This is a genomic window from Streptomyces sp. NBC_00247 (assembly GCF_036188265.1).
Lineage (GTDB): Bacteria > Actinomycetota > Actinomycetes > Streptomycetales > Streptomycetaceae > Streptomyces.
Window position 1 is genome coordinate 4,551,655 of record NZ_CP108093.1, and the last position, 22,252, is coordinate 4,573,906.

The following is a 22,252-nucleotide window of genomic DNA, read 5'->3' on the forward strand; positions in this document are numbered from 1 at the left end:
TCGGGTCCCGCAGCCCGGGGGCACCCATCTGGAAGGCGATTCGCATGGATGGCATGGCCGGCGTCAGCAGGCGTCAACTTCTCGGTTCGGCGACCGCGCTCGCCCTGGGCCTGGCCCTCACGGGCTGTGGCGGTTCCTCCGGTTCCTCCTCCGGCGTCGACGAGCACGGCGTGGTCACGATCAGCGTGAACGGGATGCCGGCCAAGACGCAGCCCGAGGACCGCAAGGACTTCGAGGACCTGGTCAAGCAGTTCGAGGCGGCCCACCCCAAGATCAAGATCGATGCCCGAGAGGGCCAGATGGACCCGAAGACCTTCGCGGCCAAACTCGCCGGAGGTCAGCTGGAGGACGTGTACTACGTCTACTTCACCGACCCCGCCGGGCTCATACAGCGCCGCCAGGGCGCCGACATCACGAAGTACCTCAAGGGCGTCCCGTACCTGGACCAGATCCGCCCGGCCCTCCAGGACGTCTTCAAGGGACCCGACGGCAAGATCTACGGGGTGCCCACCGGCAACTACTCCCTCGGGCTCGTCTACAACCGCGCCCTCTTCAAGAAGGCCGGGCTCGACCCCGACAAGCCGCCGACCACCTGGGAGGAGGTGCGCACCGCCGCCCAGAAGATCAGCGCGCTGGGCGACGGGACCGTCGGGTACGCCGACTACAGCAAGAACAACCAGGGTGGCTGGCACCTCACCTCGTGGATCTACTCCATGGGCGGGGACGTCGCCACCCAGCAGAACGGCACGTGGAAGGCCGCGTTCGACAGCGACGCCGGCCGCAAGGCGCTCCAGGCCCTGCACGACATGCGCTGGACCGACAAGTCCATGGGCACCCGCCAGCTCCTGGAGATCGCCGACGTCCAGAAGATGATGGGCTCCGGCAAGCTCGGGATGTACATGGCCGGTCCGGACAACATCCCCACCATCGTCAAGCAGTTCGAGAGCAAGTACGACGACTACGGGCTGGCCGCCCTCCCCGGCACCGCGACGCTCGGAGGCGGCGACGGCTTCATGTTCAACCCGAAGGCGTCCCCGGAGAAGATCAAGGCCGGGCTCCAGTGGATCCAGTGGAAGTACCTCAACCCGGACCGCGAGGAGGAGAACGTGAAGAAGTTCTCCGGCCTCGACGTCCCGATCGGACTCCCGCAGCCCAACCTGTTCGACGGCGCGGCGCAGGCGAAGAACGACGCGATCCACGCGAAGTACGCCAACGTCCCGCAGGCCAACTACCAGCCGTTCGTCGACCGCAGCGACGACGTCGCCGTCAAGGTCGAGCCGCCGAACGCGCAGCAGCTCTACACCGTCCTCGACGGGGTCATGCAGTCCGTGCTGACCAAGGAGGACGCCGACCTCGACAAGCTGCTCGCCGACGCCGCGAAGCGCGCCGACTCCATCCTCGCCACGGTGAAGTGATCATGGCCGGTCGACCGCTCCCCACCTCCCCGGCGCGCGCCACCGCCCGCGACCGGACCCCGGTACGGGACGGAGCCCCGGCACCCGCCGGGGCGTCCGGGCCCGCCACGAAGAAGTCTCTCGACCGGGGCCCGGCATCGCCCGCCGGCCCGTCCACCCGGGGCGGGGCGGCGACCGGCCGGTTCCGGCGGAGGGTGCGCGAGAACCTCGTCGCGTACCTCTTCCTCGCCGCCGGAGTGATCTGCTTCGCGCTCTTCTCCTGGTACCCGATCGTGCGCGGCATCCTGCTCGGCTTCCAGCAGGTCACCTTCGCGCAGCCCGCCGAGTGGGTCGGGCTGGACAACTTCCGCCGCCTCTTCGACGACCCGCTCTTCCTCACCGCCTGGAAGAACACCGGCTGGTTCACCCTGCTCGCCCTGGTCTTCGGCTTCGCCGCCCCCTTCGCGACCGCCGTCGTCCTGAACGAACTGCGGCGCGGCAAGGCGTACCTCCGGATGACCGTCTACCTGCCGGTCATGCTGCCCTCGGTCGTCACCATGCTGCTCTGGCGCTGGTTCTACGATCCGGGGCCGGGCCTCTTCAACAACGTGCTGGACGTCTTCCACCTCCCGCCCCAGCAGTGGCTGGAGTCGGAGAACCTCGCGATGGTCTCCCTGGTCCTGGTCTCCACCTGGGCCAACATGGGCACCACCACCCTGATCTACCTCGCGGCGCTGGGCGGCATCCCCGGCGAGCTGTACGAGGCGGCCGAGCTCGACGGCGCGTCGATCCGGCGACGGCTGTGGCACGTCACGATCCCGCAGATGCGGTTCATCCTGATGATCACCCTGCTCCTCCAGGTCATCGGCACCATGCAGGTCTTCGTGGAGCCGTTCGTGCTGACCGGCGGCGGACCCGACGACGCGACCGTCACCGTCCTGCTGCTGCTCTACCGCTACGCCTTCGTCTACAACGACTTCGGCCTGGCCAGCGCCATGAGCACCCTGCTCTTCGTGGTGCTCGGCGCCTTCGCCGGCGTGTATCTGCGCCTGACCCGGAGCAAGGGCTGAGAGGAAGAGTCATGGCCGCCGAAACACCCACCCGCACCCTGATCGCGCCCACCGAGATGAACCGGCGCGTCGGCAGGTTCCTCCACCGCTTCGTCCTCACCGCCACCCTGATCGGCTTCACCCTCGCCTTCGTCTTCCCGCTCTACTGGATGGCGTCCGGCGCGCTGAAGTCGTCGAGCGAGCTCGCCGCCCCGACCCCGACCCTCGTACCGGAGAGCTTCCACCCCGAGAGCTACACCGACGCCTGGACCCACGTCGGTCTCGGCCACTTCTTCCTCAACACCTTCGTGCTCGCTCTCGGCGCCTGGCTCACCCAGCTGCTCATCGACGTGTCCGCCGCCTACGCGCTCTCCAAGCTGCGCCCGGTCCTCGGCAACGTGATCCTCGGGATGATGCTGGCGACCCTGATGCTGCCGGTGTCCGCGCTGCTGGTGCCGACCTACCTCACCGTCGTCGACGTACCGATCCTGCACGTCAACCTGATCAACACACCGTTCGCCGTCTGGCTCCCGGCGGCGGCCAACGCCTTCAACATCTTTCTGCTGAAGCGCTTCTTCGACCAGATCCCCGCCGAACTCCTCGACTCCGCACGGATCGACGGCGCCGGCACGATCCGGGTCCTGGTCTCCGTGGTGCTGCCGCTCTCCCGGCCGGTCCTCGCCGTCGTCTCGATCTTCGCGGTCGTCGGCGTCTGGAAGGACTTCCTCTGGCCGATGCTCGTCCTCCCCGACGAGGCGAAGCAGCCCATCACGGTCGCGCTCAACCGGCTGGCGGAGTTCATGCCCGCCAACCAGCTGCTCGCCGGCATGGTCATGGCCAGCATCCCCCTGCTGGTGCTCTTCCTGATCTTCCAGCGGCACATCATCGCGGGCCTGACCGCGGGCAGCCTCAAGGGCTGACCCGCGCGCCACCGGTCCCTTTCGCGAGCACCCACCCCCTCACCCCCGCACGTCCAGGGACCCCACCCACAGGAAGGACACACCGCTGTGTCTCCTGCACCACGCCGGCGCTCCCGCGCCGCACGTCTCGTCGTCCCCCTGCTCCTGTCCATGCTCGGCGCCCTGCTGCTCGGCGCCACCTCCGCGACCACCGCCCAGGCCGCCACCACCGCGCTGGAGGCCGAATCGGCCCAGCTCACCGGGGGTGCGGCGGTCTCCACCGAGCACTCGGGATACACCGGGAGCGGCTTCGTCGGCGGGTTCACCGACGCCCACAAGGGCGCCGCGTCCGTCTCCTTCCCGGTCCAGTCGTCCGCCGCCGGGGCCGGTTCCCTCGCGCTGCGGTACGCCAACGGGACCGGCGCCGCGATGACGCTGAGCCTCTACGTGAACGGGTCGAAGGTCCGCCAGATCAGCCTCGCCCCCACGGCGGACTGGGACACCTGGTCCACCCGTGAGGAACAGGTGACGTACGCGCAGGGCGCGAACACCGTCGCCTTCACGTTCACCACCGCCGACACCGGCAACGTCAACCTCGACTCCCTCACCGCCACCACCGGTACGGGTACGGGCACCGGCACCGGCACCGGCTCCTCCGGCCTGGAGGCCGAATCGGCCCAGCTCACCGGGGGTGCGGCGGTCTCCACCGAGCACTCCGGTTACACCGGGAGCGGCTTCGTCGGCGGGTTCACCGACGCCCACAAGGGCGCCGCCTCCGTCACCTTCTCCGTCCCCTCCGCCCTCGCCGGCACCGGCTCCGTCTCGCTGCGGTACGCCAACGGGACCGGCGCCGCGATGACGCTGAGCCTCTACGCGAACGGGTCGAAGGTCCGCCAGATCAGCCTCGCCCCCACGGCGGACTGGGACACCTGGTCCACCCAGGACGAGCAGGTGACCTACGCGAAGGGCACCAACACCGTCGCGCTCACCTTCACCACCGCCGACAGCGGCAACGTCAACCTCGACAGCCTCACCGCCACCACCCCGACCCAGACCACTCCGGTCACCCTGACCCACCAGGCCGAGACCGCGTTCGTCTCGGGCGGTGCGGCCACGGCCTCCGCCGTCAGCGGCTACGAGTCCACCGGCTACCTCACCGGCTTCACCACCACCGGCGCCCGCGCGGTCCTCGCGGTGAACGCCCCGTCCGCCGCCACCTACCCGCTGGTGCTGCGCTACCGCACCCCGAACGCCACCGCCGCGACCGTCACCCTGCTCGCCAACGGCACCAAGGTCCGCGTGCTCACCCTGCCCGCGACCTCCGGCGCCTGGTCCACCGCGACCACCGACGTGCCGCTGCGCGCCTCGCTCAACCACCTCACGCTGCGCACCGCCTCCGGCGACAACGGCAACCTCCAGCTCGACGGCGTCACCGTCACCGGCTCCACCCCGAACGCCGTGCGCGGCGCGACCCTCCCGTACACGGCGTACGAGGCGGAGGCGGGGTCCACCAACGCGAGCACCACCGGCCCGGACCGCACCTACCTGACCGTGGCCTCCGAGGCGTCCGGCCGCCGGGCCGTGGTGCTCGACCAGACCGGCGAGTACGTGCAGTTCACCCTGACCCAGCCGGCCGACGCGCTGACCCTGCGCTACTCGGTGCCGGACAACGCGGCGGGCACCGGCGCCGCCTCCACGCTCAGCGTCTACGCCAACGGCACCCAGGTCCGCGACCTGGGCCTCAGCTCCGCATACAGCTGGGTCTACGGCGGCTACCCGTACACCAACACCCCCTCCCAGGGCTCCGGGCACCACTTCTTCGACGAGACCCGCACCCTCACCGGCCACCTCGCCGCGGGCACCGTACTGAAGTTCCAGAAGGACGCCGGCGACACCGCCGCCTCCTACACGCTGGACCTCGTCGAGACCGAGGCGGTCCCGGCCGCCCTGGCCGTGCCGTCCACCGGCTTCGTCTCCGCCACCACCCTCGGCGTCACCCCGGACGACTCCACCGACGACACCGCCGCCCTCAACGCGGCCGTCGCCACGGCCACTTCGCAGGGCAAGGGGCTCTGGCTGCCCGCCGGCACGTACGACATCTCCGGGCACGTCGACCTCGCCGGGGCCGACCTGCGGGGCGCCGGGCAGTGGTACACCGTACTGCGCGGCAAGAACGGCAAGGGCGGGCTCTTCGGGCGCGGCGGCACCAGCAACGTCCAGGACCTCATGATCGCCGGTGACGTCCGCTACCGCGACGACGCCAACTTCGACGCCGCCGTCGAGGGCGACTTCGGCAACGGCTCCACCCTGACGAACCTCTGGATCGAACACACCAAGGTCGGCCTCTGGATCGACGCCCCCACCACCGGCCTGTACGCAGCCGGACTCCGCATCCGCGACACCTTCGCCGACGGCGTCAACCTCCACAAGGGGACCGCCGGCACCGAGGTCTCGCACAGCAGCGTCCGCAACACCGGCGACGACGGGCTCGCCATGTTCTCCGAGGCGCAGGCCGTCAGCACCAGCGCCTTCCGCTTCGACACCGTCCAACTGCCCCTGCTCGCCAACGCCGTCGGCATCTACGGCGGTAACGCCAACCGCGTCGAGGACAACCTCCTCGCCGACACGGTCACCGGGTCCTCCGGCATCGCGATCAGCAGCCGGTTCGCCCCCGTGCCGTTCAGCGGCACCACCGTCGTGCTGCGCAACACCCTGACCCGGACCGGCGGTTACGAACCCAACTGGGCGAGCAAGCTCGGCGCCCTGTGGATCTACGCCGACTCCTCCGACATCTCCGCGCCGATCCTGCTCCAGGACAACGCCGTCCTCGACAGCACCTACAGCGGACTTCTCGTCTCCTGGCAGAAGAACGTCGGCTCGCTCGCCGTCACCAACCTGACCATCACCACGGCCGGTTCGTACGGCATCGAGATCAACTCCGCCGGTTCCGGATCCTTCTCCGGCACCACCGTCACCGGAGCCGCCCTCGGCGGCCTCTCCCTGGCGGGCGGCTTCACGATCAACAGGGGCTCCGGCAACACCGGCTGGTGACACCCGACCGGGTGCGGGCCCGCGCCGCGACGCGGGCCCGCACCACCCCGCATCCCCACAGCAAGGAGTCTCAGAGTGACCACCCCCTGGTGGCGGCACGCCGCGATCTACCAGATCTACGTACGCAGCTTCGCCGACGGCGACGGCGACGGCACCGGCGACCTCGCCGGGGTCCGGGCGCGCCTGCCGTACCTGCGCGAACTCGGCGTGGACGCCCTGTGGTTCAACCCCTGGTACACCTCGCCGATGGCGGACGCGGGCTACGACGTCGCCGACTACCGCGACATCGACCCCCTGTTCGGAACCCTCGCCGAGGCCGAGGCACTGATCACCGAGGCCCACGGACACGGGCTGCGGGTCCTCGTCGACCTGGTACCCAACCACTGCTCCGACCAGCACGTCTGGTTCCAGCAAGCGCTGGCCGCCGGACCCGGCTCACCCGAACGTGAGCGCTTCTGGTTCGTCCCCGGCAAGGGCGTGGACGGCCAACTCCCGCCCAACGACTGGAACTCCTACTTCGGCGGCCCCGCCTGGACCCGGATCACCGAGGCGGACGGCACCCCCGGCCCCTGGTACCTCCACATGTTCGCCCCCGAGCAGCCCGACCTGAACTGGGAACACCCCGAGGTGCGCGAGGAGTTCGAGGACGTCCTCCGCTTCTGGCTCGACCGGGGCGTCGACGGCTTCCGGATCGACGTGGCGCACGGACTGGCGAAGGCGCCGGGCCTGCCCGACGTCGGCCCCGACCCGGACATCACCGATCTTCCGTACCAGGACTGCGCGCCCGTCCACGACATCTACCGCTCCTGGCGGAAGCTCCTCGACACCTACGACGGCGAACGCGTCTTCGTCGGCGAGGTCTGGCTCCCCAGCCCCGAGCAGTTCGCCCGCTACCTGCGCCCCGACGAGCTGCACTCCGCGTTCAACTTCGACTTCCTCTGCTGCGCCTGGGACGCGTTGGCGCTGCGCGGGGTCGTCGACTCCACCTTCGCCGCCCACGCACCGGTCCAGGCCCCGCCCACCTGGGTGCTCTCCAACCACGACACCATCCGCCACGTCACCCGCTACGGCCGCGAGGACACCTCCTTCGACATGGGCGACAAGCGGCTGCTGGACGCCAGCGACCCGGTCCTCGGCCGCCGCAGAGGACGGGCCGCAGCCCTCCTCACCCTGGCGCTCCCCGGCGGGGTCTACGTCTACCAGGGCGACGAACTCGGCCTGCCCGAGGTGCAGGACCTGCCCGACGCGCTCCTCCAGGACCCCACCTTCGTCCGCTCGGGCGGCATCGACCGGGGCCGTGACGGCTGCCGCGTCCCGCTGCCGTGGAAGACCACCGGCACCTCTCTCGGTTTCTCCGCCGGTGACGACACCGCGTCCGCTGCCGCCGCTCCCTGGCTGCCCCAGCCGGCCGGCTGGTCCGCGCTCAGCGTGCAGGCCCAGGAGGCCGACCCCGACTCCGTCCTCGCGCTCTACCGGACGGGCCTGGCCCTGCGCCGGGAGCTGCTGGTCGGGCTGCCCGAGTCGCTGACCTGGGTGGACGCCGGACCGGAGGTGCTGGTGTTCGACCGGGGGGAGGGCTTTCGGTGCGTGGTCAACCTGGGGGAGCGCCCGTACGAGCTGCCCGCCGGCGCGACCGTACTGCTGGCCAGTGGCGAACTGAGCGGCGGCGTGGTGCCGCAGGACACCACGGTGTGGATCACCCGCTGAGCACCTGCCCTGCGGATACGGGCGGATACGGGAGGGGCGGACCGGCCGGACGGGTCCGCCCCTCCCCCCGCGTCGGTCAGAGCGCCAGCGACAGCAGGACCGGCGCGGCCTGCTGGTTGAGGAGCTCGGCCGCCTCGCGCAGCCGGTAGGTGTCGGCGACCGGGAGCGACAGCGCCAGACACCCCGCCGAACCGCCCGCCGTCAGCGGGACCGCCGCACAGACCGTGCCCACCGCGTACTCCTGGAGGTCCAGCATCGGTACCGTCGCGGGGTGGTGGTCGAGCGTGGCCAGCAGCACCTTCTCGTCCGTGATGGTCCGGGAGGTGAGCCGTGCCGTCCGGTGGCGCGCGATGTGGTCGCGCCGGGCGTCCGCGTCCAACTGGGCCAGCAGACACTTTCCGACCGCGCTGGCGTGCGCCGCCGAGCGGAAGTCGACCCACTCGCTGACCGCGGGGGTGAGCGGGCCGTCGAGCACCTGGACCACCGTGACCTCGCCGTCGACGTACCGGCTGACGTAGACCGCGGCGCCGACCGTGTCGCGCAGCTGCGCCAGGACGCGCTGGAGCCGCTCCTCCAGGGCGAGGCGACGGGTGGGGCCCGAGCCGAGGAGCAGCAGCGAGGTCCCGAGGACGTAGGCGCCGTCCGCGACCTGCTCGACGTATCCCTCGCGGCGCAGTGTCAGCAGCAGGGAGGTGAGCCGGGCAGACGGCAGTCCGGTCTCCCGCAAGATCTGTGCTTCGGTCACGCCGTCGCCGTGGTTCGAGACCGTTTCGAGCACGCGGAAGGCGTGCTGCACCGCGTGGAACGGTGCTGTTGGTTCCGGTCGCAATGTCACGGTGCCCCCTGCCCAAGGTCCGACCGCAAAGCTGTGCGTCCACGATAGTGGCCAAGAAGCGCCCATGGCAGGGCTGTTGACCACTTCTTGCCCTGTCTGTGCCGTCCTGGGCTGGGACGCATTCGAAAGGCATATGCCAGAGGCATTGACAGGTCTGGCAAATGCCAGGTCACGGCGGTCCGAGGGTGTCCACATGCCGGGGGAAATCCTGTGAGGACACCAAGATTTTTCCGGCCACGCCGATTCGACCATCTGTCCCGCGTCGAACATCAGCGCCGACTTCTGGACCCCGCGGGCCGGATACCTCCCCCTCCGGCGCCTCCGCGGCGGGGAGCCGGCCGGGAGACCGGACCGCCTCGGCGGCGGGAGCCGGGGGACCGGACCGCCTCGGCGGCGGGAGCCGGGGGACCGGACCGCCTCACGGCCCGGGTGGGTGCGACGGCCGATGTCGGGAACACTGGAAGGAGAGGAAGAGACAGGGGTGACTGCGAGGCCGGTCACACCGTCCGTGTACGGCCCGCCCCTGTCCCGGACCCACTGGTCCGGGCGAAAAGGAAGGGTGGACATGACGACCGTCGGACTTCTCTACCCGGGCGAATGCGCCGAGGACGACTTTCCGCGGATCGAGATCACGCTGGACAGCGACATCAGACTGCCCCTGTTCCGCACCGGGATCGGTGACGACGTCCGGCACGTGCGGGCCCTGCGCGAGCTGGGCTCCGCCGAGCGACTGGACGCCGGTGTGGAGGAGCTCCGGCTGGCCGGCGCCGAGTCCCTGGTGTGGGCCTGCACGGGCGGTAGCTTCGTACTCGGCCGGGAGGGCGCCCAGGCGCAGATCTCCGCGCTGGCGCGCTCGGCCGGTCTGCCCGCCTCCAGCACGTCCTTCGCCTTCGTGCACGCCGTGGAAGAGCTCGGAGTCCGGCGGGTCGCCGTCGCCGCCACCTACCCGGACGAGGTCGCCGCCCTGTTCAGCGACTTCCTGACGGCCGCCGGCATCGACGTGGTCGCCACCCGGGGCAGCGGGATCATCACCGGCGCCGAGGTGGCCGGCTGGGACCTGGATCTCACCCGCGAACTCGCCATCGCCGGTGACCACCCGGACGCGGAGGCGGTACTCCTCCCCGATACCGCCCTGCACACGGCGGCACACGTCACCGAGCTGGAGGAAATCCTCGGCAAGCCGGTCCTCGCGGCCAACCCGGTCACCGTCTGGGAAGGGCTGCGGCTCACCGACCGCCGCATCTGGGCCCCCGGGCTCGGCGCCCTCTTCGCCACCCGCGAGCCCCCGCTCGGCACCGTCGAACCGCGCGGTCTCGAAGTCCGCGAATGACGCCCGGCGCACCGGGACCCCGTCCTGTGCTCCCGTCCGCGCACCCACCGCGCCGGAATAAGCGGAGCCGCCCTCCCGTTGCACGGGTTCGATACGCATACGCATGACCAGTGGCACCGGGAGAGCGACACGTGGACGAGAACCGAGGCGACGAGATCCGCGACGACGGCGACACGGCCGCCGACGGTCGGGTCGACACGGTCAGGGGGACGGCGGGCGGGACCGCCCCCGTCCCCCTGTCGGTGCTCGATCTGGTGACCGTGGGCAAGGGCAGCACCGCGAGCGAGGCGCTCCGCACCAGCGTGGACATCGTGAAGCTGGCCGAGCGGCGCGGATTCCACCGCTACTGGGTCGCCGAACACCACTCGATGCCCGGTGTCGCCTCGTCCTCGCCGGCCGTGATCCTGGCGCACCTCGCCGCCCACACCGACCGCATCCGGCTCGGCTCGGGCGGCGTGATGCTGCCCAACCACGCCCCGCTCGTCATCGCGGAGCAGTTCGGCACCCTGGAGGCGATGGCTCCCGGCCGCGTCGACCTCGGCCTCGGCCGTGCCCCCGGTACGGACGGCGCCACCGCCGCCGCGCTGCGCAGGACCGAGCGGCTGGGCGAGGGCGCCGACGACTTCCCGCAGCAGCTCGCCGAGCTGACCCGCTTCCTGGACGACGACTTCCCGGACGGCCACCCCTACTCCCGCATCCACGCGGTGCCCGGTCCGGTGCAGGCCACCTCGGACGGCGGGGTGCAGTCGCCGGGCCGGCCGCCCGTCTGGCTCCTCGGCTCCTCCGGCTTCTCCGCCCGGCTGGCCGGCATCCTCGGACTGCCCTTCGCCTTCGCGCACCACTTCTCCGCCCGGAACACCATTCCCGCTCTGGACCTGTACCGGGAGTCCTTCCAGCCCTCCGCCGTGCTCGACGCCCCGTACGCCCTGATCGGCGCCGCCGCTCTCGCGGCCGACACCGAGGCCGAGGCCCGCCGCCAGGTGCTCACCGGGGCGCTCAGCATGCTGCGGCTGCGCACCGGCCGCCCGGGTCTGGTGCCCACCCCGGAGGAGGCCGAGGCGCACACCTTCGGGCCGCTGGAGAGCGACTTCGTGGACGAGTGGCTCGGCAACATCGTGTACGGCACGTCCGAGCAGGTCCGCGCGGGCCTGGACGACCTGGCCAAGCGGACCGGCGCCGACGAGCTGATGATCACCGCCAACGCGCACGGCGGCGAGGCCCGGCTGCGCAGCTACGAGCTCATCGCCGACGCGTACGGCCTGCCCACGCTCTGACCCCGTCGGCTTTCCGGTGCCCCGTGGCGATCACGGGGCACCGGAAGCGGTGGCACCCGGTGCGGCCACTCCGCCCGCGTCGATCAGCTCGGCGATCCGCTCCGGCGCGACCGCCCGGGAGTACAGCCATCCCTGACCGGTGTCGCAGCCGATCCGGCGCAGCCGCTCGGCCTGCTCCACCGTCTCCACGCACTCCGCCGTCACGGTGAGCCCCAGCCGGTGCGCGAGCTCCACCAGCGCCTGGACGATGGTCTCGTCGGCCGGGCTCGGGTGCCTGCCGCCGTCGTCGTACCGGAAGCCGCGGACGAAGGAACCGTCCAGCTTGAGCACGGAGACGGGGAGCCGGCTCAGGTAGGCGAGGTTGGAGTAGCCGGTGCCGAAGTCGTCGATGGCGATCCGTACGCCCATGTCGCTCAGCGCCTGGAGGGCCCGCAGCGGGCGGCCCGCCGAACCCATGACGGCGGACTCGGTCAGCTCCAGTTGCAGCAGCCCGGGGTCGAGGCCCGTCTCGGCGAGGATGTCCCCGACCTCCGCGACCAGGTCCGAGTCCCAGACCTGCCGTACGGCGACGTTGACGCTGACGAACAGCGCCGGCCCGTCCGGATGGTCCAGCTGCCAGCGGCGGGCCTGGCGGCAGGCCGTACGCAGCACCCAGCGGCCCAGCCGCACGATCGAGCCGTCCTCCTCGGCGATGGAGACGAAACGGTTCGGGCCGAGCACCCCGAACTGCGGATGGTTCCACCGCACCAGCGCCTCGACGCCCCGCACCACCCCGTCCGCCATGCCGACCAGCGGCTGGTACTCCAGGGCGAACTCGCCCCGGTCCACAGCGGGCCTGAGCGTCGAGGAGAGCGCCTGCCGGGTCATCCGGTGGGCGTTGCGCTCGGGGTCGAAGAGCGTCCAGCGGGCCCTGCCGTCCGCCTTCGCCCAGTAGAGGGTGGTGTCGGCGGCCTGCATCAGCCCGGTGGGGGAGGTGCCGGCACAGGCGCGTTCCACCACCCCGATCGAGGCGGAGACCGAGAGCCGCTGCCCGGCCAGGTCGAACGGCTGCTGCACCCCCGTGAGCAGCGCGTCCGCCAGGTCCAGCAGCTGCTGGGTGCCCTGCGACTCCTCGACCAGCACCGCGAACTCGTCGCCCCCCAGGCGCGCCACGAAGTGGCTGCCGCCCGGGTGGTACGGATCTCTCCCGGCGACGTCGCTCAGCCGTCCGGCCACGGCCGCGAGCAGCCGGTCTCCCGCCCGGTGCCCCAGGGTGTCGTTGACGGCCTTGAAGCCGTCCAGGTCGAGATAGCAGAGCCCGATCCGGCCGGGGCGCGGCAACAGCGAGCTGTCCTGGAACGGCGACAGCTCCAGCGCGGCCGAGAGCCGCTCGAAGAAGAGGGTCCGGTTGGGCAGCCGGGTCACCGCGTCGTGCATCTGCAGGTGGCGCAGCCGCTGCTGGAGTTCGTGCCGGTCGCTGATGTCGGCCACCGTCAGCAGCGCCCGGCCCGGGGAACCCGCCGAAGGGTCCGCCATCGGCACCACGGTGATCTCCGCCCAGAGCGGCTTGCCGTCACGGTGCTTGAGCCGGCGGGTGCAGCGGAACCGTGAACGCCGTCCGCGCAGCACCTCGCGCCAGGCGCGCCAGGCGTGGTCGTCGGGGGTGAGACCGACGAGACCGGCGACAGGCAGTCCGGCGAGGTCGGTGGCGCCGGTGCCGGCCATCCGGGCGAGCGTCTCGTTGGCGTGGACGATCGTCCCCGAGCCGTCCACGACGGCCATGGCGAAGGTGGCGCTGCGGAAAGCGGACCGGTAGTCGAGCAGCGCGGTCTCCGCGGGGTGACTCTCCGTGTCCGCCGCCGGGGTCGCGCCGGGGGATGTGCCCGCCGGGGGCCTGTGCCCTTCGGAGGTTCCGCTCACCGCTCGCTCCCGCTGTGCAGATTGTCGTGAACAGGTGTGGCCGGTCGGGCCACCGGGTGGAGCGCCCCGGGCCGGGAGGGCGAACCACGCGGGAAAACGTGAGGAAGCATAGAGGGTGGGGTGCCGGCGCTACCAGCCCGGCCCGCCCGGCCGTCGTCCGCCGGTCCGGTCCGGGCGGACGCGCACGCGTCGCCGACGGCCTTCCGCAAGGTTCGGGCATCGCTCCGCGCGGTCTCCCGCTTTGCCCGCCGCTGTTCCCTTCTGTACGACTGCGTTCCCGGGCGTCGCCCAGCTGACGGATTCCGAGAAGCGAATGACCGTATGTGACGTTACGTGATCGCGGGCCTCCGGCTGGTAGGTCACCGGCGCGGGTGGGACCGCCGCACCGGTGACGTCCCGGTGGGAGGTGGGAGCGACCGCCGCACCCTGACCCGTGTGGGGCAGCCCAGCGGGCGGGGAGCGGTGATCGGACACAGGGTGGAGCGAGGTGTTCCGCATTTCCACCCGGAGGTAGATGTGCCGCGTCAGCACGGGCCCGGGGGGATGGAGAAGCCGAGCCCGCGCGCGGTGGCGGCGGCGCTGACCGCTCTCCTGGCGCTGGCGGCGATGTCGCTCGTCGCCGGTCCGGCCGCCGCCGCCCACACGGGCGTGAAACCGTGCGCGCTGCCCCGTACCCCGGCCCACCACTCGCTGGGGCTGGACAACTGGAACGGCGCCTATCCCCGTCCCGTCCGGCGCCTCGACGCGGTCATGATCTTCCTCTCCTTCCCGGACGCCGACCCGGTCGTCCCGCCGGACGTGCTCACCGCCGACTACTTCCCGTCGACGACCACGTTCTTCGAACGGGCCAGCTACGGCACCTTCACCCTCGGCGCGCACCCGTTCGAGCGCTGGGTGCGGATGCCGCACGCGTCCACCTGGTACGGCATAGAGCGGGACTGGGACTCCGGACGGCGGACCTCCTACCTGCACGACGCGATCAAGGCGGCGGACCCGCAGATCGACTTCTCGGCGTACGACATCGTCTACCTGGTCGCCGACCCCGACGCGCCCGGCGTCGACTCCGACGCCACCAAGGTCGTCAACTTCGACCGGCCGATCACCGCCGACGGCACGGACATCAAACGCGTGGTCACCGTCTTCGAGCAGCACCCGCCCGACCGCAACGTCCTCGCCCACGAGACCGGGCACGTCTTCGACCTCGCCGACCTCTACCACCGCCCCACGGACGGCAAGGGCGACTGGGACACGTACGTCGGTGACTGGGACGTCATGGGCAGCCAGTTCGGGCTGGCGCCGGACCTCTTCGCCTGGCACAAGTGGAAGCTCGGCTGGCTCGGCGACCGGCAGGTGGTCTGCGTCCAGGGCAGCGCCGACGTGACCCTGGAGCCGGTCGCCGCCGCCCCCGTCCCCGGCGGCACCATGGGCACCCGGCTCGCCGTCGTCAGGACGGGCGAGGACAGCGCGCTGGCCGTCGAGGCCCGCGGCGCCACCGGAAACGACCGGGCGACCTGCACCGAGGGCGTGCTGATCTACCGGGTGCGCAGCGGTACGGCCTCCGGAGGCGGCCCCGTGGAGGTGCTGGACACCCACCCGGACACCGAGGCCTGCTGGGACCGCTCGGTCTACCCGCCGCTGGCCGACGCCCCGCTCTCGGTCGGGGAGACGTACAGCCTGCCGGGGGAGCGGACCCGGATCGAGGTCGCCGACCGCACCCCGTCCGGCTCCTGGACCGTACGGATCACCACCGGCACGTGAATCCGGGGAAGAGGTCGAGGGCGACCCGGGGGAGAGGCCGGGGTGAGGCCGGGGTGAGGTCGTCCGGGAACACGAAGAAGCCCCCCGCTTTCGCGAGGGGCTTCTTCCGTCGGTGCGCCGCCAGGGACTCGAACCCCGGACCCGCTGATTAAGAGTCAGCTGCTCTAACCAACTGAGCTAGCGGCGCCTGCTGACGTCGTAGACATTAGCACCCGGATCGGCCGGAGGAAAAATCGAGTAATCGGACACCGGGGGGACCGCGCTCCGGGCGGCCCGCACACAGGCCCAGCGCAGCACGTCGGGACCGGGCAGCCAGGGAGTACGGGTGTCGGGGGCGACCACCCACTGCGGTCCCGGAGCGGAGGTGTCGCAGGTCAGCGGCGGTACGGTCACCGCGTCGCCGGTGCCGTGGCAGAGCACCGGGGGCAGGGTGCGCGAGCCGCCTTCCGGGCGGGCGGCGCCCGTGCCCCACTCCTCCCAGGCCAGCAGTGAGGGCAGTCGCTGCGCGGTCCCCGGGGTCGCGAAGAGCAGGGTCCGGCCGCGGTGGGTGGCGACGGGCCCGGAGCCCGGACCCTGCGCCCAGAGCCGTTCCAGCATCCGCCGCCCGAACAGCGAGGGGACGCTCACCACGTCGAACGCGGTGCCGCACGGCAGCACGCCCGGCGAGGCGGGGCTCGCCTGCCAGCGGGCGAGGGTGGTGCGCGGGTTCGCGGTGGCGCCGGCGAGCCAGACGGCTCCGGCGGGGGTGACCTCGGCAGGCTGGTGCGCGGCCTGGCTCCGCAGCGGAGGGAGGGTACCGACGCAGGAGCGCGGGTCACGGGTCAGCAGGGACGTTTCGTCTTCCAGCCATGCGGTCATGGAGACAGGTCTACCGGGGGTGACGGGGCTGACGCCGAGAGTCGTCGAATCCAGGACAGGACGTCACCTTGCCGGGTATCTTGCCCGCGGGCATATGCCAGAAGCTGTACCCGGAGTGACCGTGCCGGGGGTGAGGGCCCCCCGCGCTTGCCGCGTCACCGTATGCGGCCTCCTCGGCCGCGGAGCGACGCGGGGCGGGTGTCAGGGGCGGGGCGACTTCAGCAGGGACCGGCCGAATTCGATCATCTTCTCCGCGTAGTCCTCGGTCCACTCCGCGCGCTCCGCGACATCGGCGGGGGTGAGCCGGTCGAAGCGGCGGGGGTCCGCGAGCTGGGCGGCGGCGACGGCCTGGAACTCGATGCTCCGGTCGGTGGCCGCCCGGAACGCGTGCGTCAGCTCGGTCGCGCGGGACAGCAGCTCCGCCGGATCGTCCATCGACTCCAGGTTGAAGAAGTGCTCGGGGTCGGACGCCGCCTCCGCGGGCTCGAAGAGCAGCGGGGCGGGGCGCAGCCTCGGCTGCGCGTTCCGGTCGGCTTGAGCCATGTGCGTTTTCCTCCTCCGGGAAGGCCGGACGGCCACCCTCCATTGTCCAACCCCGCGCAAGTCCGCTGTCCGGGACCGGACGCCCGCCCCTGGTGGTGGCGAACGTGTCCGGTGCACCGAATGATTCCGCGGCCGCGGGCCCGCCGGTACGGCCGGACGCTGCCGTGGCCCCGGACGCGGCCGTGGTCCCGGACGCGGCCGTGGTCCCGGGCCGTGTGCCACCGTGTCGTACGCCACGGTGGCCCCGGACAAGTCTGTCCGGGCCGACCGGCCGGAAAACACCGCCCGGAAGTGTTCGGCCCGCGCGCTCCCCGCGTACCCCCGCCGGTGCGCGGGCACGGGGCGGGCCGGTCGGGGGCCGTCAGGGCGCCAGGGACCGCCAGATGCGGTCGGGCAGTACGCGTGCCGCCTCGTCGAGGTCCACGTCGTCGATGCCGGAGAGCCAGCGCCGGGCCACCGCGACGACCGGGCCGAGGACCAGGGACTCCATCAACGCCGGCGGAATCGGCGCGAGTTCGCCGGACTCGACGTGGGCGTCGAGCCAGCGCGCGAAGGGCGAGAGGCGGGCCTCCTGTGCGTCGCGCAGCTCCTTGCCCCGCTCCATGGTGCGCCGGTCGGTCCTGGCGGAGTGCAGGAGCAGGGCGGCGGCGGGGTGTTCCCGGACGAACGCCAGGTACGCGCGGACCAGGGCGCGGATGCCGGTACGCGCCGTACGCGGGCCCCTCAGGGACGCGGCGAGTTCGGTCAGCATCCGCTCCAGCCAGCGCTGCGCCAGCGCGTCGAGCAGACCGTCGATGGAGCCGAAGTGGTGGTAGAGGCTGCCCAGACTGACTCCGCTGGCCCGGGTGACCGCGAGGACCGTGACGCCCCCCTCGCCCTCGTCGGCGTAGACCCGCAGGGCGGTGTCGAGAAGCAAGTCGGCCGTGGCCAAGCCGCGTTGCTGTTTAGGGCTCATCGTGGTCCTTCTCCGGTCCGGGCCACCCTCCCCGGGAGCCGATCGTAGAACTAGAGTAGGTTTCTAGAATCTGATTCCCATCCTACGGGGCTGTCGTGGTGGAGTTGAGGGGTAGCGGGGCCGAGCCGCTGGAGGCGGACGACCCGGCACGGATCGGGCCGATCCCGCTCGTGGGCCGGCTCGGGGCCGGTGGCATGGGGCGGGTGTATCTCGGGGTGCACGAGGGCCGATACGTCGCCGTCAAGCAACTGCTGTCCTCGGTGGTCGGCGAGGACGAGGAGTTCCTGCGCCGGTTCGGGCGCGAACTCGACAACCTGGCCCGGCTGCCCGCCGGTGCCACCGCGCCGCTGCTCACCGGTGACCGCACCGCCCGGCCTCCGTGGTTCGCCACGGCGTACGTCCCCGGGCTCACCCTGCGGCAAGCCCTCGACCTGCACGGCGGCCCGCTGCCGGTCTCCGCGCTCCGGCTGCTGTTACGGGAGGCGGCGGCCGCTCTCGCGCCGGTGCACGCCCTGGACATGGTGCACCGCGACCTCAAACCGTCCAACGTCATGCTGACCCTCGACGGCCTCACCCTCATCGACTTCGGGGTCGCCCGCGCCGCCGAACAGAGCCAGTTGACCGTCACCGGCATGGTCATCGGCACCCCCGCCTACATGGCGCCCGAACAGGCCATGGGCGCAAGGCGCTTGACCGGAGCGGCCGATGTGTTCGCGCTGGGCTCCCTCCTCGCGTACGCGGCCTCGGGACGTCCCCCGTTCGGTGACGAGTCGGGACACGGCGTCCTCTACCGGATCGTCCACGAGGCCCCGGAACTAGGGGAGTTGCGCGATCTGGACGACGGACTCGCCGAGCTGGTCGCGGCCTGTCTGGCCAAGGATCCCGAGGCCCGCCCCACCGCCGTCGAACTCCTCGACCGCTGCGCCCCGTACGGTCCGTTCACCGAGCCGTACTGGCCTGACGACATCACCGTGCGGCTCACCGAACGCGCCGCCTTCGCCGCCGATGTGCGGGAGACCGATGTACCGACGCTGCCGCTGGGCGACGCAGGGCCCGAGCCCCGAAGCCCCGCCCCCGAGTCGCCGCCTGCCCCGGTCCCGGGCCAGGTCGTGGTGGCCCCCGGGCCGGGCGGCACGCCCGCCCCGCAGCCCGGGTCCGACACCCCGCCGACGCCCGGCACCCCAGCCCCTTCCGGGCGGCCCGCCCGGCGCAGGCGCACCCGGGTGCTGCTCGCCGTCGTCCCGGTGGTGGTGATCGCGGGAGGCACCGCACTGGTCGTTCAGAACGTGCCGTACCTCTCCTCGCCGAGGGCCGAGGCCGACGCGCGCCCGGCCGGTGGTGCGACGTCCGGCTCCCCGGGCTCCGCCGGCCCGGCGTCCTCGACGGCGGGCAGCAGCCCCTCGGGCACGGCCACCCCCACGAAACCGGCGGGCGGCAGGAGCGCCACCCCGGCGGGCCAGGGCAAGGAGCGGCAGGCCGGGGGAGGGAACGGCTCCCAGGCCGCCGCCTCGGCGGGCGGCGCGGCCACCGGCACCCAGGGCGGCGCGGACGGGACGGGCGGCGGCGCGGCGAGCACCTCCGGGGGCGCGGGCACCACCGGCGCCTCCGGCGGGTCGAGCAACTCGGGCACCACCGGCGCCTCTGGCACCACGAGCACCACCGGGGGCTCCGGCTCCAGCGCCACCGGCGGGACCGCGACCTCCGGGGGCGGCACGACCACGGCCCCCGCCTCCGGTACGTACCGCTACCGCAACGGCGGCGACGGCACCTGCGTCACCCAGGTCTTCGGAGCGGCCAGCCACCAGGACTGCGGGAGCGCGAGCGCCCGGTGGACCGTGCAGAGCAGGTCGGACGGCAGCTTCAAGCTCGTCAACGGGCAGAGCGGGCAGTGCCTGTACTCCAACGGGACCGGCATGGCCGTCTTCGTGGGCTCCTGCGCCCAGGACATCGGCCGCCTCTGGCGCGCGGGTTCCGGCGGCACCCTGGTCAGCACCTACGACGGCGGGTGCCTGGACCTGCCCTTCGGGACGGGGTTGTCGACCGCGGCCTGCGACGGGGACGCCTCGCAGCGCTGGACCCGGCAGAGCTGAAGCGGCGAACAGGGGCGCACTAAAGCGTGTTGCGAAAGTCCCGCCTGTCCGGCGGCGCTACTTCCGCAACACGCTTTGGCTTGAGTTCCAACCTCTGCCTGTTCTTATGGCGTTGGGGCGAAGGGGTGGGGCACACTCTGTAGGTGTCCTCCACTAGATCACTCGCGGGTGCCGACGAGATGCACTCCTTTCTCGTTGAGCAGTTGAACTCTGCTCTCCGGCGTCCCGGCATTTTCTCGCAGCATGACGCTGCGCTGCGGATGCTCGTGGATCACCTGCTGTTCGTGGAACGCCAGCCCGAGGTATGGGCTGAAGAGCAGCGTTCCTGGGCGAGCCGAGGGGCCGGGAGCAGCACCGGTTTGGGCGGCATGTTCGAGGAGTTGATGCCGGGAGGCTACGACCAGAACTGCGTCGCCTCGGTCTACGCCGAGTTCGCGCACCGCCGCGGCTGGCTCCGGCCCGATCGCCTTCTGCCGGCTGACGAGCATCACGCGCTGCGGGCAAGAGTGCGCCCGTGGGCGCAGACGGACCGCTCGTGGGCAGACGTCCTCGCCGAGTTCGGCCCTCCGTCCATCCTGTGCGGAGGGACCAGCCCCCTGTACAGCAAGACGTTGGGCTACCTGGGAGAAGACCGCGAGGAGCCCATGGTCTTCTTCCATCTCTGGAATGGCGGCACCCCGGCAGCCGAGTCCGCATGGCCCAAGCTCGACGAACCGGTTCTGCTTGCTGTCCGCTTCGCAGACGCGCCCTTTGACGAAGCCTTCACCTTCACCCCTGAGGGGCAACGACGGCGCCCCGAGCCAGGCTCGCTCTGCGGCTGAGTACCGGAGAGATGACGCAACACCAGTAGGGCGGGCCTGTGCACTGCCGGTGTTCCTCAACCCCCCTACCGCTCACTGCGCGATCGGCCGCCAGAAGGCCTGACCGGTCAGTTTCGCCCCTGCCATGTCGAGCAACGCACCCGCAGAGGTCAAAACTCACGTCAGGCGAACGGCACCGCGAGTTCGGAGGGTCGACGGGGAGTGTTCACCGGACCGCGGTGGAAGGGGGAGGACGGGCTCACGATCATGCGTGCATGATCAAACGCTTCCGGCCGGCGATGGCGCCCCTGGTGTCCGTTGACAGCCAACCTAGTCCGGTCGAAGCCTCCAACCTGCGCGGACTGGGTTGGCTGTCAAGGCGGCCGTGCCGAACGTGGCGGCTCAGGCCCGGTTACCTGGGGGGATGGCCGCTGTGCGGTGACGCAGGTGCGCACGTTTCTATGTCAACTGCTGTTGCGGCGTGCCCACTGCGCGGCCCGGACAGTTCCCTGCTGAATGTCCTGCCGGGGCAGCTGGAGGTCGAGAGCGTCCTCCAGAGCGTGGAAGTACAGCTCGAACTCGCTGGTGAGTTCGGGGTGGTCCAGTTCGGCGCGGCGTATGGCCTGGTTGAGGAAGTCGAGCTGACCGCCTCGGAAGTAGGGGGCGCGGCCGCGGTCGTACCAGATCAGCTCTAGGACGCCCCAGTCGTCGTCGATGCGGCGGCCGTTGCGCATGTAGTCGAAGGTGTAGATGGCCTTCGCGGAGGTGGCGCTCAGATGCACCGTCTCGGTGACGCCGAGCCGGGCGAGAGCCTCAAGATCGGGCCCGGAGCCGGGGGTCTCGTGGTACATCAGGAACGCCCAGTCGCCGGCCTGCCCGAAGCAGCAGGTTTCCCAGACGATGTCCCAGTAGTCGAAGGTTCCGCCGTCCATGCTGCGCAGATCCGCAAGACGGGTCCCAGCGGCGATCTGTGCGGGGTCGGCTCCGTGAAGGAGGGCGATCTGTTCGGCGCAGATGCTCTCGCCGCGGAAGAAGGCGAGGTGGGTGTAGGGGTCCTGTTCGCGCCAGCTGTCGGCGATCCAGGCGAGGCGCTCCAGCGGGTCGCGTCCGCACGCAGTGGGGGGCTGGACACCGGCCATGCCGCCGTTGCGGAATCTGCTGCCCCAGGCGGGGTTGATCCGGTCCAGTAGCTCGGCCTGTCCGGAGACCAGATTGGCCACCGGGCCGCTGCCCGGGGACCGCGCCGCGATGTGCTCGGCCAGCTTGCGGACCGCGTCCTCGGCGGCGAAGTACAGCACCTGATCCAGGTCCTGAGTGACGAAGACCTCCCGGTAGGGACCGATGTGGCCGCGCACCGTGCCGTCGTCCTCCAGGACCAGGAAGAGACGACCGTGCGGCTCGCCCACGTGCTGCTCGTACTGGTCGGGCGAGGTGCCGGTGGGCGGGAGCATCGCGTCGTCGAGCACGTCAGAGCTCACGGCCACCTGGTGCCAGGCCCGCTTGAGTGTGTACGCCGATATCTGCATGGGCGTCAGTATGCGACCGGGCACTGACACGGTCGGCTGATCTGCGACGACTCGGTTCGATGGCAAAACGACTGGGTTCGATGTCAACGGACACCTGGCCTTTCTGCTCTGCCTCGTGTCCCTCGTCGGCGCTGCGCGGTCGTACCGCGCCGGAGACGGTTCGCTCCTCTTCCTCGTGCTCTGTGTGCTGCTGCTCCTCACCGCCTGGAACCTCCTCTGCGCCGTCCAGCGACGCCGAGCCGGACGGAGCGAGGAGAACACCGGACGGAGCACGGCGAAATGAC

The 22,252-nt window shown here is 71.5% G+C and carries 17 protein-coding genes and 1 tRNA gene; 11 read left to right on the plus strand and 7 right to left on the minus strand.

Annotation, left to right across the window (positions count from 1 at the left end):
* Positions 1 to 44: 44 nt before the first annotated feature.
* The 5 genes from OHT52_RS19710 to OHT52_RS19730 all read left to right on the plus strand — a co-directional run bounded on the left by OHT52_RS19710 (position 45) and on the right by OHT52_RS19730 (position 8,100).
* The gene (locus OHT52_RS19710; RefSeq protein ID WP_443046617.1) at positions 45 to 1,415 is read left to right on the plus strand and encodes an extracellular solute-binding protein; all 1,371 of its coding nucleotides are present in this window, start codon (positions 45 to 47) and stop codon (positions 1,413 to 1,415) included.
* A gap of 2 nt (positions 1,416 to 1,417) precedes the next feature.
* Positions 1,418 to 2,464 carry a carbohydrate ABC transporter permease gene (locus OHT52_RS19715; protein ID WP_328721497.1) on the plus strand — a complete coding sequence of 349 codons (1,047 nt, stop codon included), beginning with the start codon at positions 1,418 to 1,420 and terminating at the stop codon, positions 2,462 to 2,464.
* A gap of 11 nt (positions 2,465 to 2,475) precedes the next feature.
* Entirely contained in the window at positions 2,476 to 3,363 is an 888-nt protein-coding gene (locus OHT52_RS19720; protein ID WP_328721498.1) for a carbohydrate ABC transporter permease, read from the plus strand.
* Positions 3,364 to 3,450: 87 nt separating this feature from the next.
* Entirely contained in the window at positions 3,451 to 6,393 is a 2,943-nt protein-coding gene (locus OHT52_RS19725; protein WP_328721499.1) for a CBM35 domain-containing protein, read from the plus strand.
* A 75-nt stretch (positions 6,394 to 6,468) separates the two neighbouring features.
* On the plus strand, positions 6,469 to 8,100 hold the full coding sequence (locus OHT52_RS19730; protein WP_328721500.1) for a glycoside hydrolase family 13 protein: 1,632 nt from the start codon (positions 6,469 to 6,471) through the stop codon (positions 8,098 to 8,100).
* Positions 8,101 to 8,176: 76 nt separating this feature from the next.
* Here the strand turns inward: OHT52_RS19730 and OHT52_RS19735 are convergent, their stop codons facing one another.
* Positions 8,177 to 8,935, minus strand: coding sequence for an IclR family transcriptional regulator domain-containing protein (locus tag OHT52_RS19735; protein ID WP_328721501.1), 759 nt, complete (start codon positions 8,933 to 8,935; stop codon positions 8,177 to 8,179).
* Between the two features lie 565 nt (positions 8,936 to 9,500).
* Here OHT52_RS19735 and OHT52_RS19740 point away from each other — a divergent pair.
* Positions 9,501 to 10,265, plus strand: a complete 765-nt coding sequence (locus OHT52_RS19740) for a maleate cis-trans isomerase family protein (RefSeq protein ID WP_328721502.1) — start codon at positions 9,501 to 9,503, stop codon at positions 10,263 to 10,265.
* Positions 10,266 to 10,396: 131 nt separating this feature from the next.
* Complete coding sequence (locus OHT52_RS19745) at positions 10,397 to 11,539, plus strand: LLM class flavin-dependent oxidoreductase (RefSeq protein WP_443046618.1); 1,143 nt, start codon at positions 10,397 to 10,399, stop codon at positions 11,537 to 11,539.
* Positions 11,540 to 11,569: 30 nt separating this feature from the next.
* On the opposite strand, the gene OHT52_RS19750 is transcribed toward OHT52_RS19745, so the two are convergent.
* Entirely contained in the window at positions 11,570 to 13,438 is a 1,869-nt protein-coding gene (locus OHT52_RS19750; protein WP_328721503.1) for a putative bifunctional diguanylate cyclase/phosphodiesterase, read from the minus strand.
* Positions 13,439 to 13,954: 516 nt separating this feature from the next.
* Here OHT52_RS19750 and OHT52_RS19755 point away from each other — a divergent pair.
* Positions 13,955 to 15,196 (plus strand): M6 family metalloprotease domain-containing protein, encoded by a 1,242-nt coding sequence (locus tag OHT52_RS19755; protein WP_328721504.1) that lies wholly within the window; start codon positions 13,955 to 13,957, stop codon positions 15,194 to 15,196.
* 113 nt (positions 15,197 to 15,309) lie between these two features.
* On the opposite strand, the gene OHT52_RS19760 is transcribed toward OHT52_RS19755, so the two are convergent.
* The 4 genes from OHT52_RS19760 to OHT52_RS19775 all read right to left on the minus strand — a co-directional run bounded on the left by OHT52_RS19760 (position 15,310) and on the right by OHT52_RS19775 (position 17,552).
* Positions 15,310 to 15,383 (minus strand) — tRNA-Lys (locus OHT52_RS19760).
* Positions 15,374 to 16,054 carry a bifunctional DNA primase/polymerase gene (locus OHT52_RS19765; protein WP_328721505.1) on the minus strand — a complete coding sequence of 227 codons (681 nt, stop codon included), beginning with the start codon at positions 16,052 to 16,054 and terminating at the stop codon, positions 15,374 to 15,376. Before OHT52_RS19765 ends, OHT52_RS19760 begins: the two co-directional genes overlap by 10 nt.
* A gap of 201 nt (positions 16,055 to 16,255) precedes the next feature.
* Positions 16,256 to 16,597 (minus strand): hypothetical protein, encoded by a 342-nt coding sequence (locus OHT52_RS19770; RefSeq protein ID WP_328721506.1) that lies wholly within the window; start codon positions 16,595 to 16,597, stop codon positions 16,256 to 16,258.
* 361 nt (positions 16,598 to 16,958) lie between these two features.
* Positions 16,959 to 17,552: a TetR/AcrR family transcriptional regulator gene (locus OHT52_RS19775; RefSeq protein ID WP_328721507.1), complete on the minus strand. Its 594-nt coding sequence runs from the start codon at positions 17,550 to 17,552 to the stop codon at positions 16,959 to 16,961.
* A 95-nt stretch (positions 17,553 to 17,647) separates the two neighbouring features.
* Here OHT52_RS19775 and OHT52_RS19780 point away from each other — a divergent pair, with 95 nt between their 5' ends.
* Positions 17,648 to 19,642 carry a serine/threonine-protein kinase gene (locus OHT52_RS19780; RefSeq protein ID WP_328721508.1) on the plus strand — a complete coding sequence of 665 codons (1,995 nt, stop codon included), beginning with the start codon at positions 17,648 to 17,650 and terminating at the stop codon, positions 19,640 to 19,642.
* A gap of 143 nt (positions 19,643 to 19,785) precedes the next feature.
* A complete protein-coding gene (locus OHT52_RS19785; protein ID WP_328721509.1) occupies positions 19,786 to 20,463 on the plus strand; it encodes a hypothetical protein in 678 nt (225 codons plus the stop codon).
* 443 nt (positions 20,464 to 20,906) lie between these two features.
* Here OHT52_RS19785 and OHT52_RS19790 read toward each other — a convergent pair whose 3' ends face one another.
* On the minus strand, positions 20,907 to 21,968 hold the full coding sequence (locus OHT52_RS19790) for a hypothetical protein (protein ID WP_328721510.1): 1,062 nt from the start codon (positions 21,966 to 21,968) through the stop codon (positions 20,907 to 20,909).
* 115 nt (positions 21,969 to 22,083) lie between these two features.
* Here OHT52_RS19790 and OHT52_RS19795 point away from each other — a divergent pair, with 115 nt between their 5' ends.
* The gene (locus tag OHT52_RS19795; protein WP_328721511.1) at positions 22,084 to 22,251 is read left to right on the plus strand and encodes a hypothetical protein; all 168 of its coding nucleotides are present in this window, start codon (positions 22,084 to 22,086) and stop codon (positions 22,249 to 22,251) included.
* The last annotated feature ends 1 nt before the right edge of the window (position 22,252 follow it).

Bases quoted from the DNA above. Each gene is read 5' to 3' on its own strand.
- OHT52_RS19790 (WP_328721510.1), bottom strand. From the start codon at position 21,968: ATGCAGATATCGGCGTACACACTCAAGCGGGCCTGGCACCAGGTGGCC.
- OHT52_RS19710 (WP_443046617.1), top strand. From the start codon at position 45: ATGGATGGCATGGCCGGCGTCAGCAGGCGTCAACTTCTCGGTTCGGCG.
- OHT52_RS19715 (WP_328721497.1), top strand. From the start codon at position 1,418: ATGGCCGGTCGACCGCTCCCCACCTCCCCGGCGCGCGCCACCGCCCGC.
- OHT52_RS19765 (WP_328721505.1), bottom strand. From the start codon at position 16,054: ATGACCGCATGGCTGGAAGACGAAACGTCCCTGCTGACCCGTGACCCG.
- OHT52_RS19775 (WP_328721507.1), bottom strand. From the start codon at position 17,552: ATGAGCCCTAAACAGCAACGCGGCTTGGCCACGGCCGACTTGCTTCTC.
- OHT52_RS19720 (WP_328721498.1), top strand. From the start codon at position 2,476: ATGGCCGCCGAAACACCCACCCGCACCCTGATCGCGCCCACCGAGATG.
- OHT52_RS19740 (WP_328721502.1), top strand. From the start codon at position 9,501: ATGACGACCGTCGGACTTCTCTACCCGGGCGAATGCGCCGAGGACGAC.
- OHT52_RS19770 (WP_328721506.1), bottom strand. From the start codon at position 16,597: ATGGCTCAAGCCGACCGGAACGCGCAGCCGAGGCTGCGCCCCGCCCCG.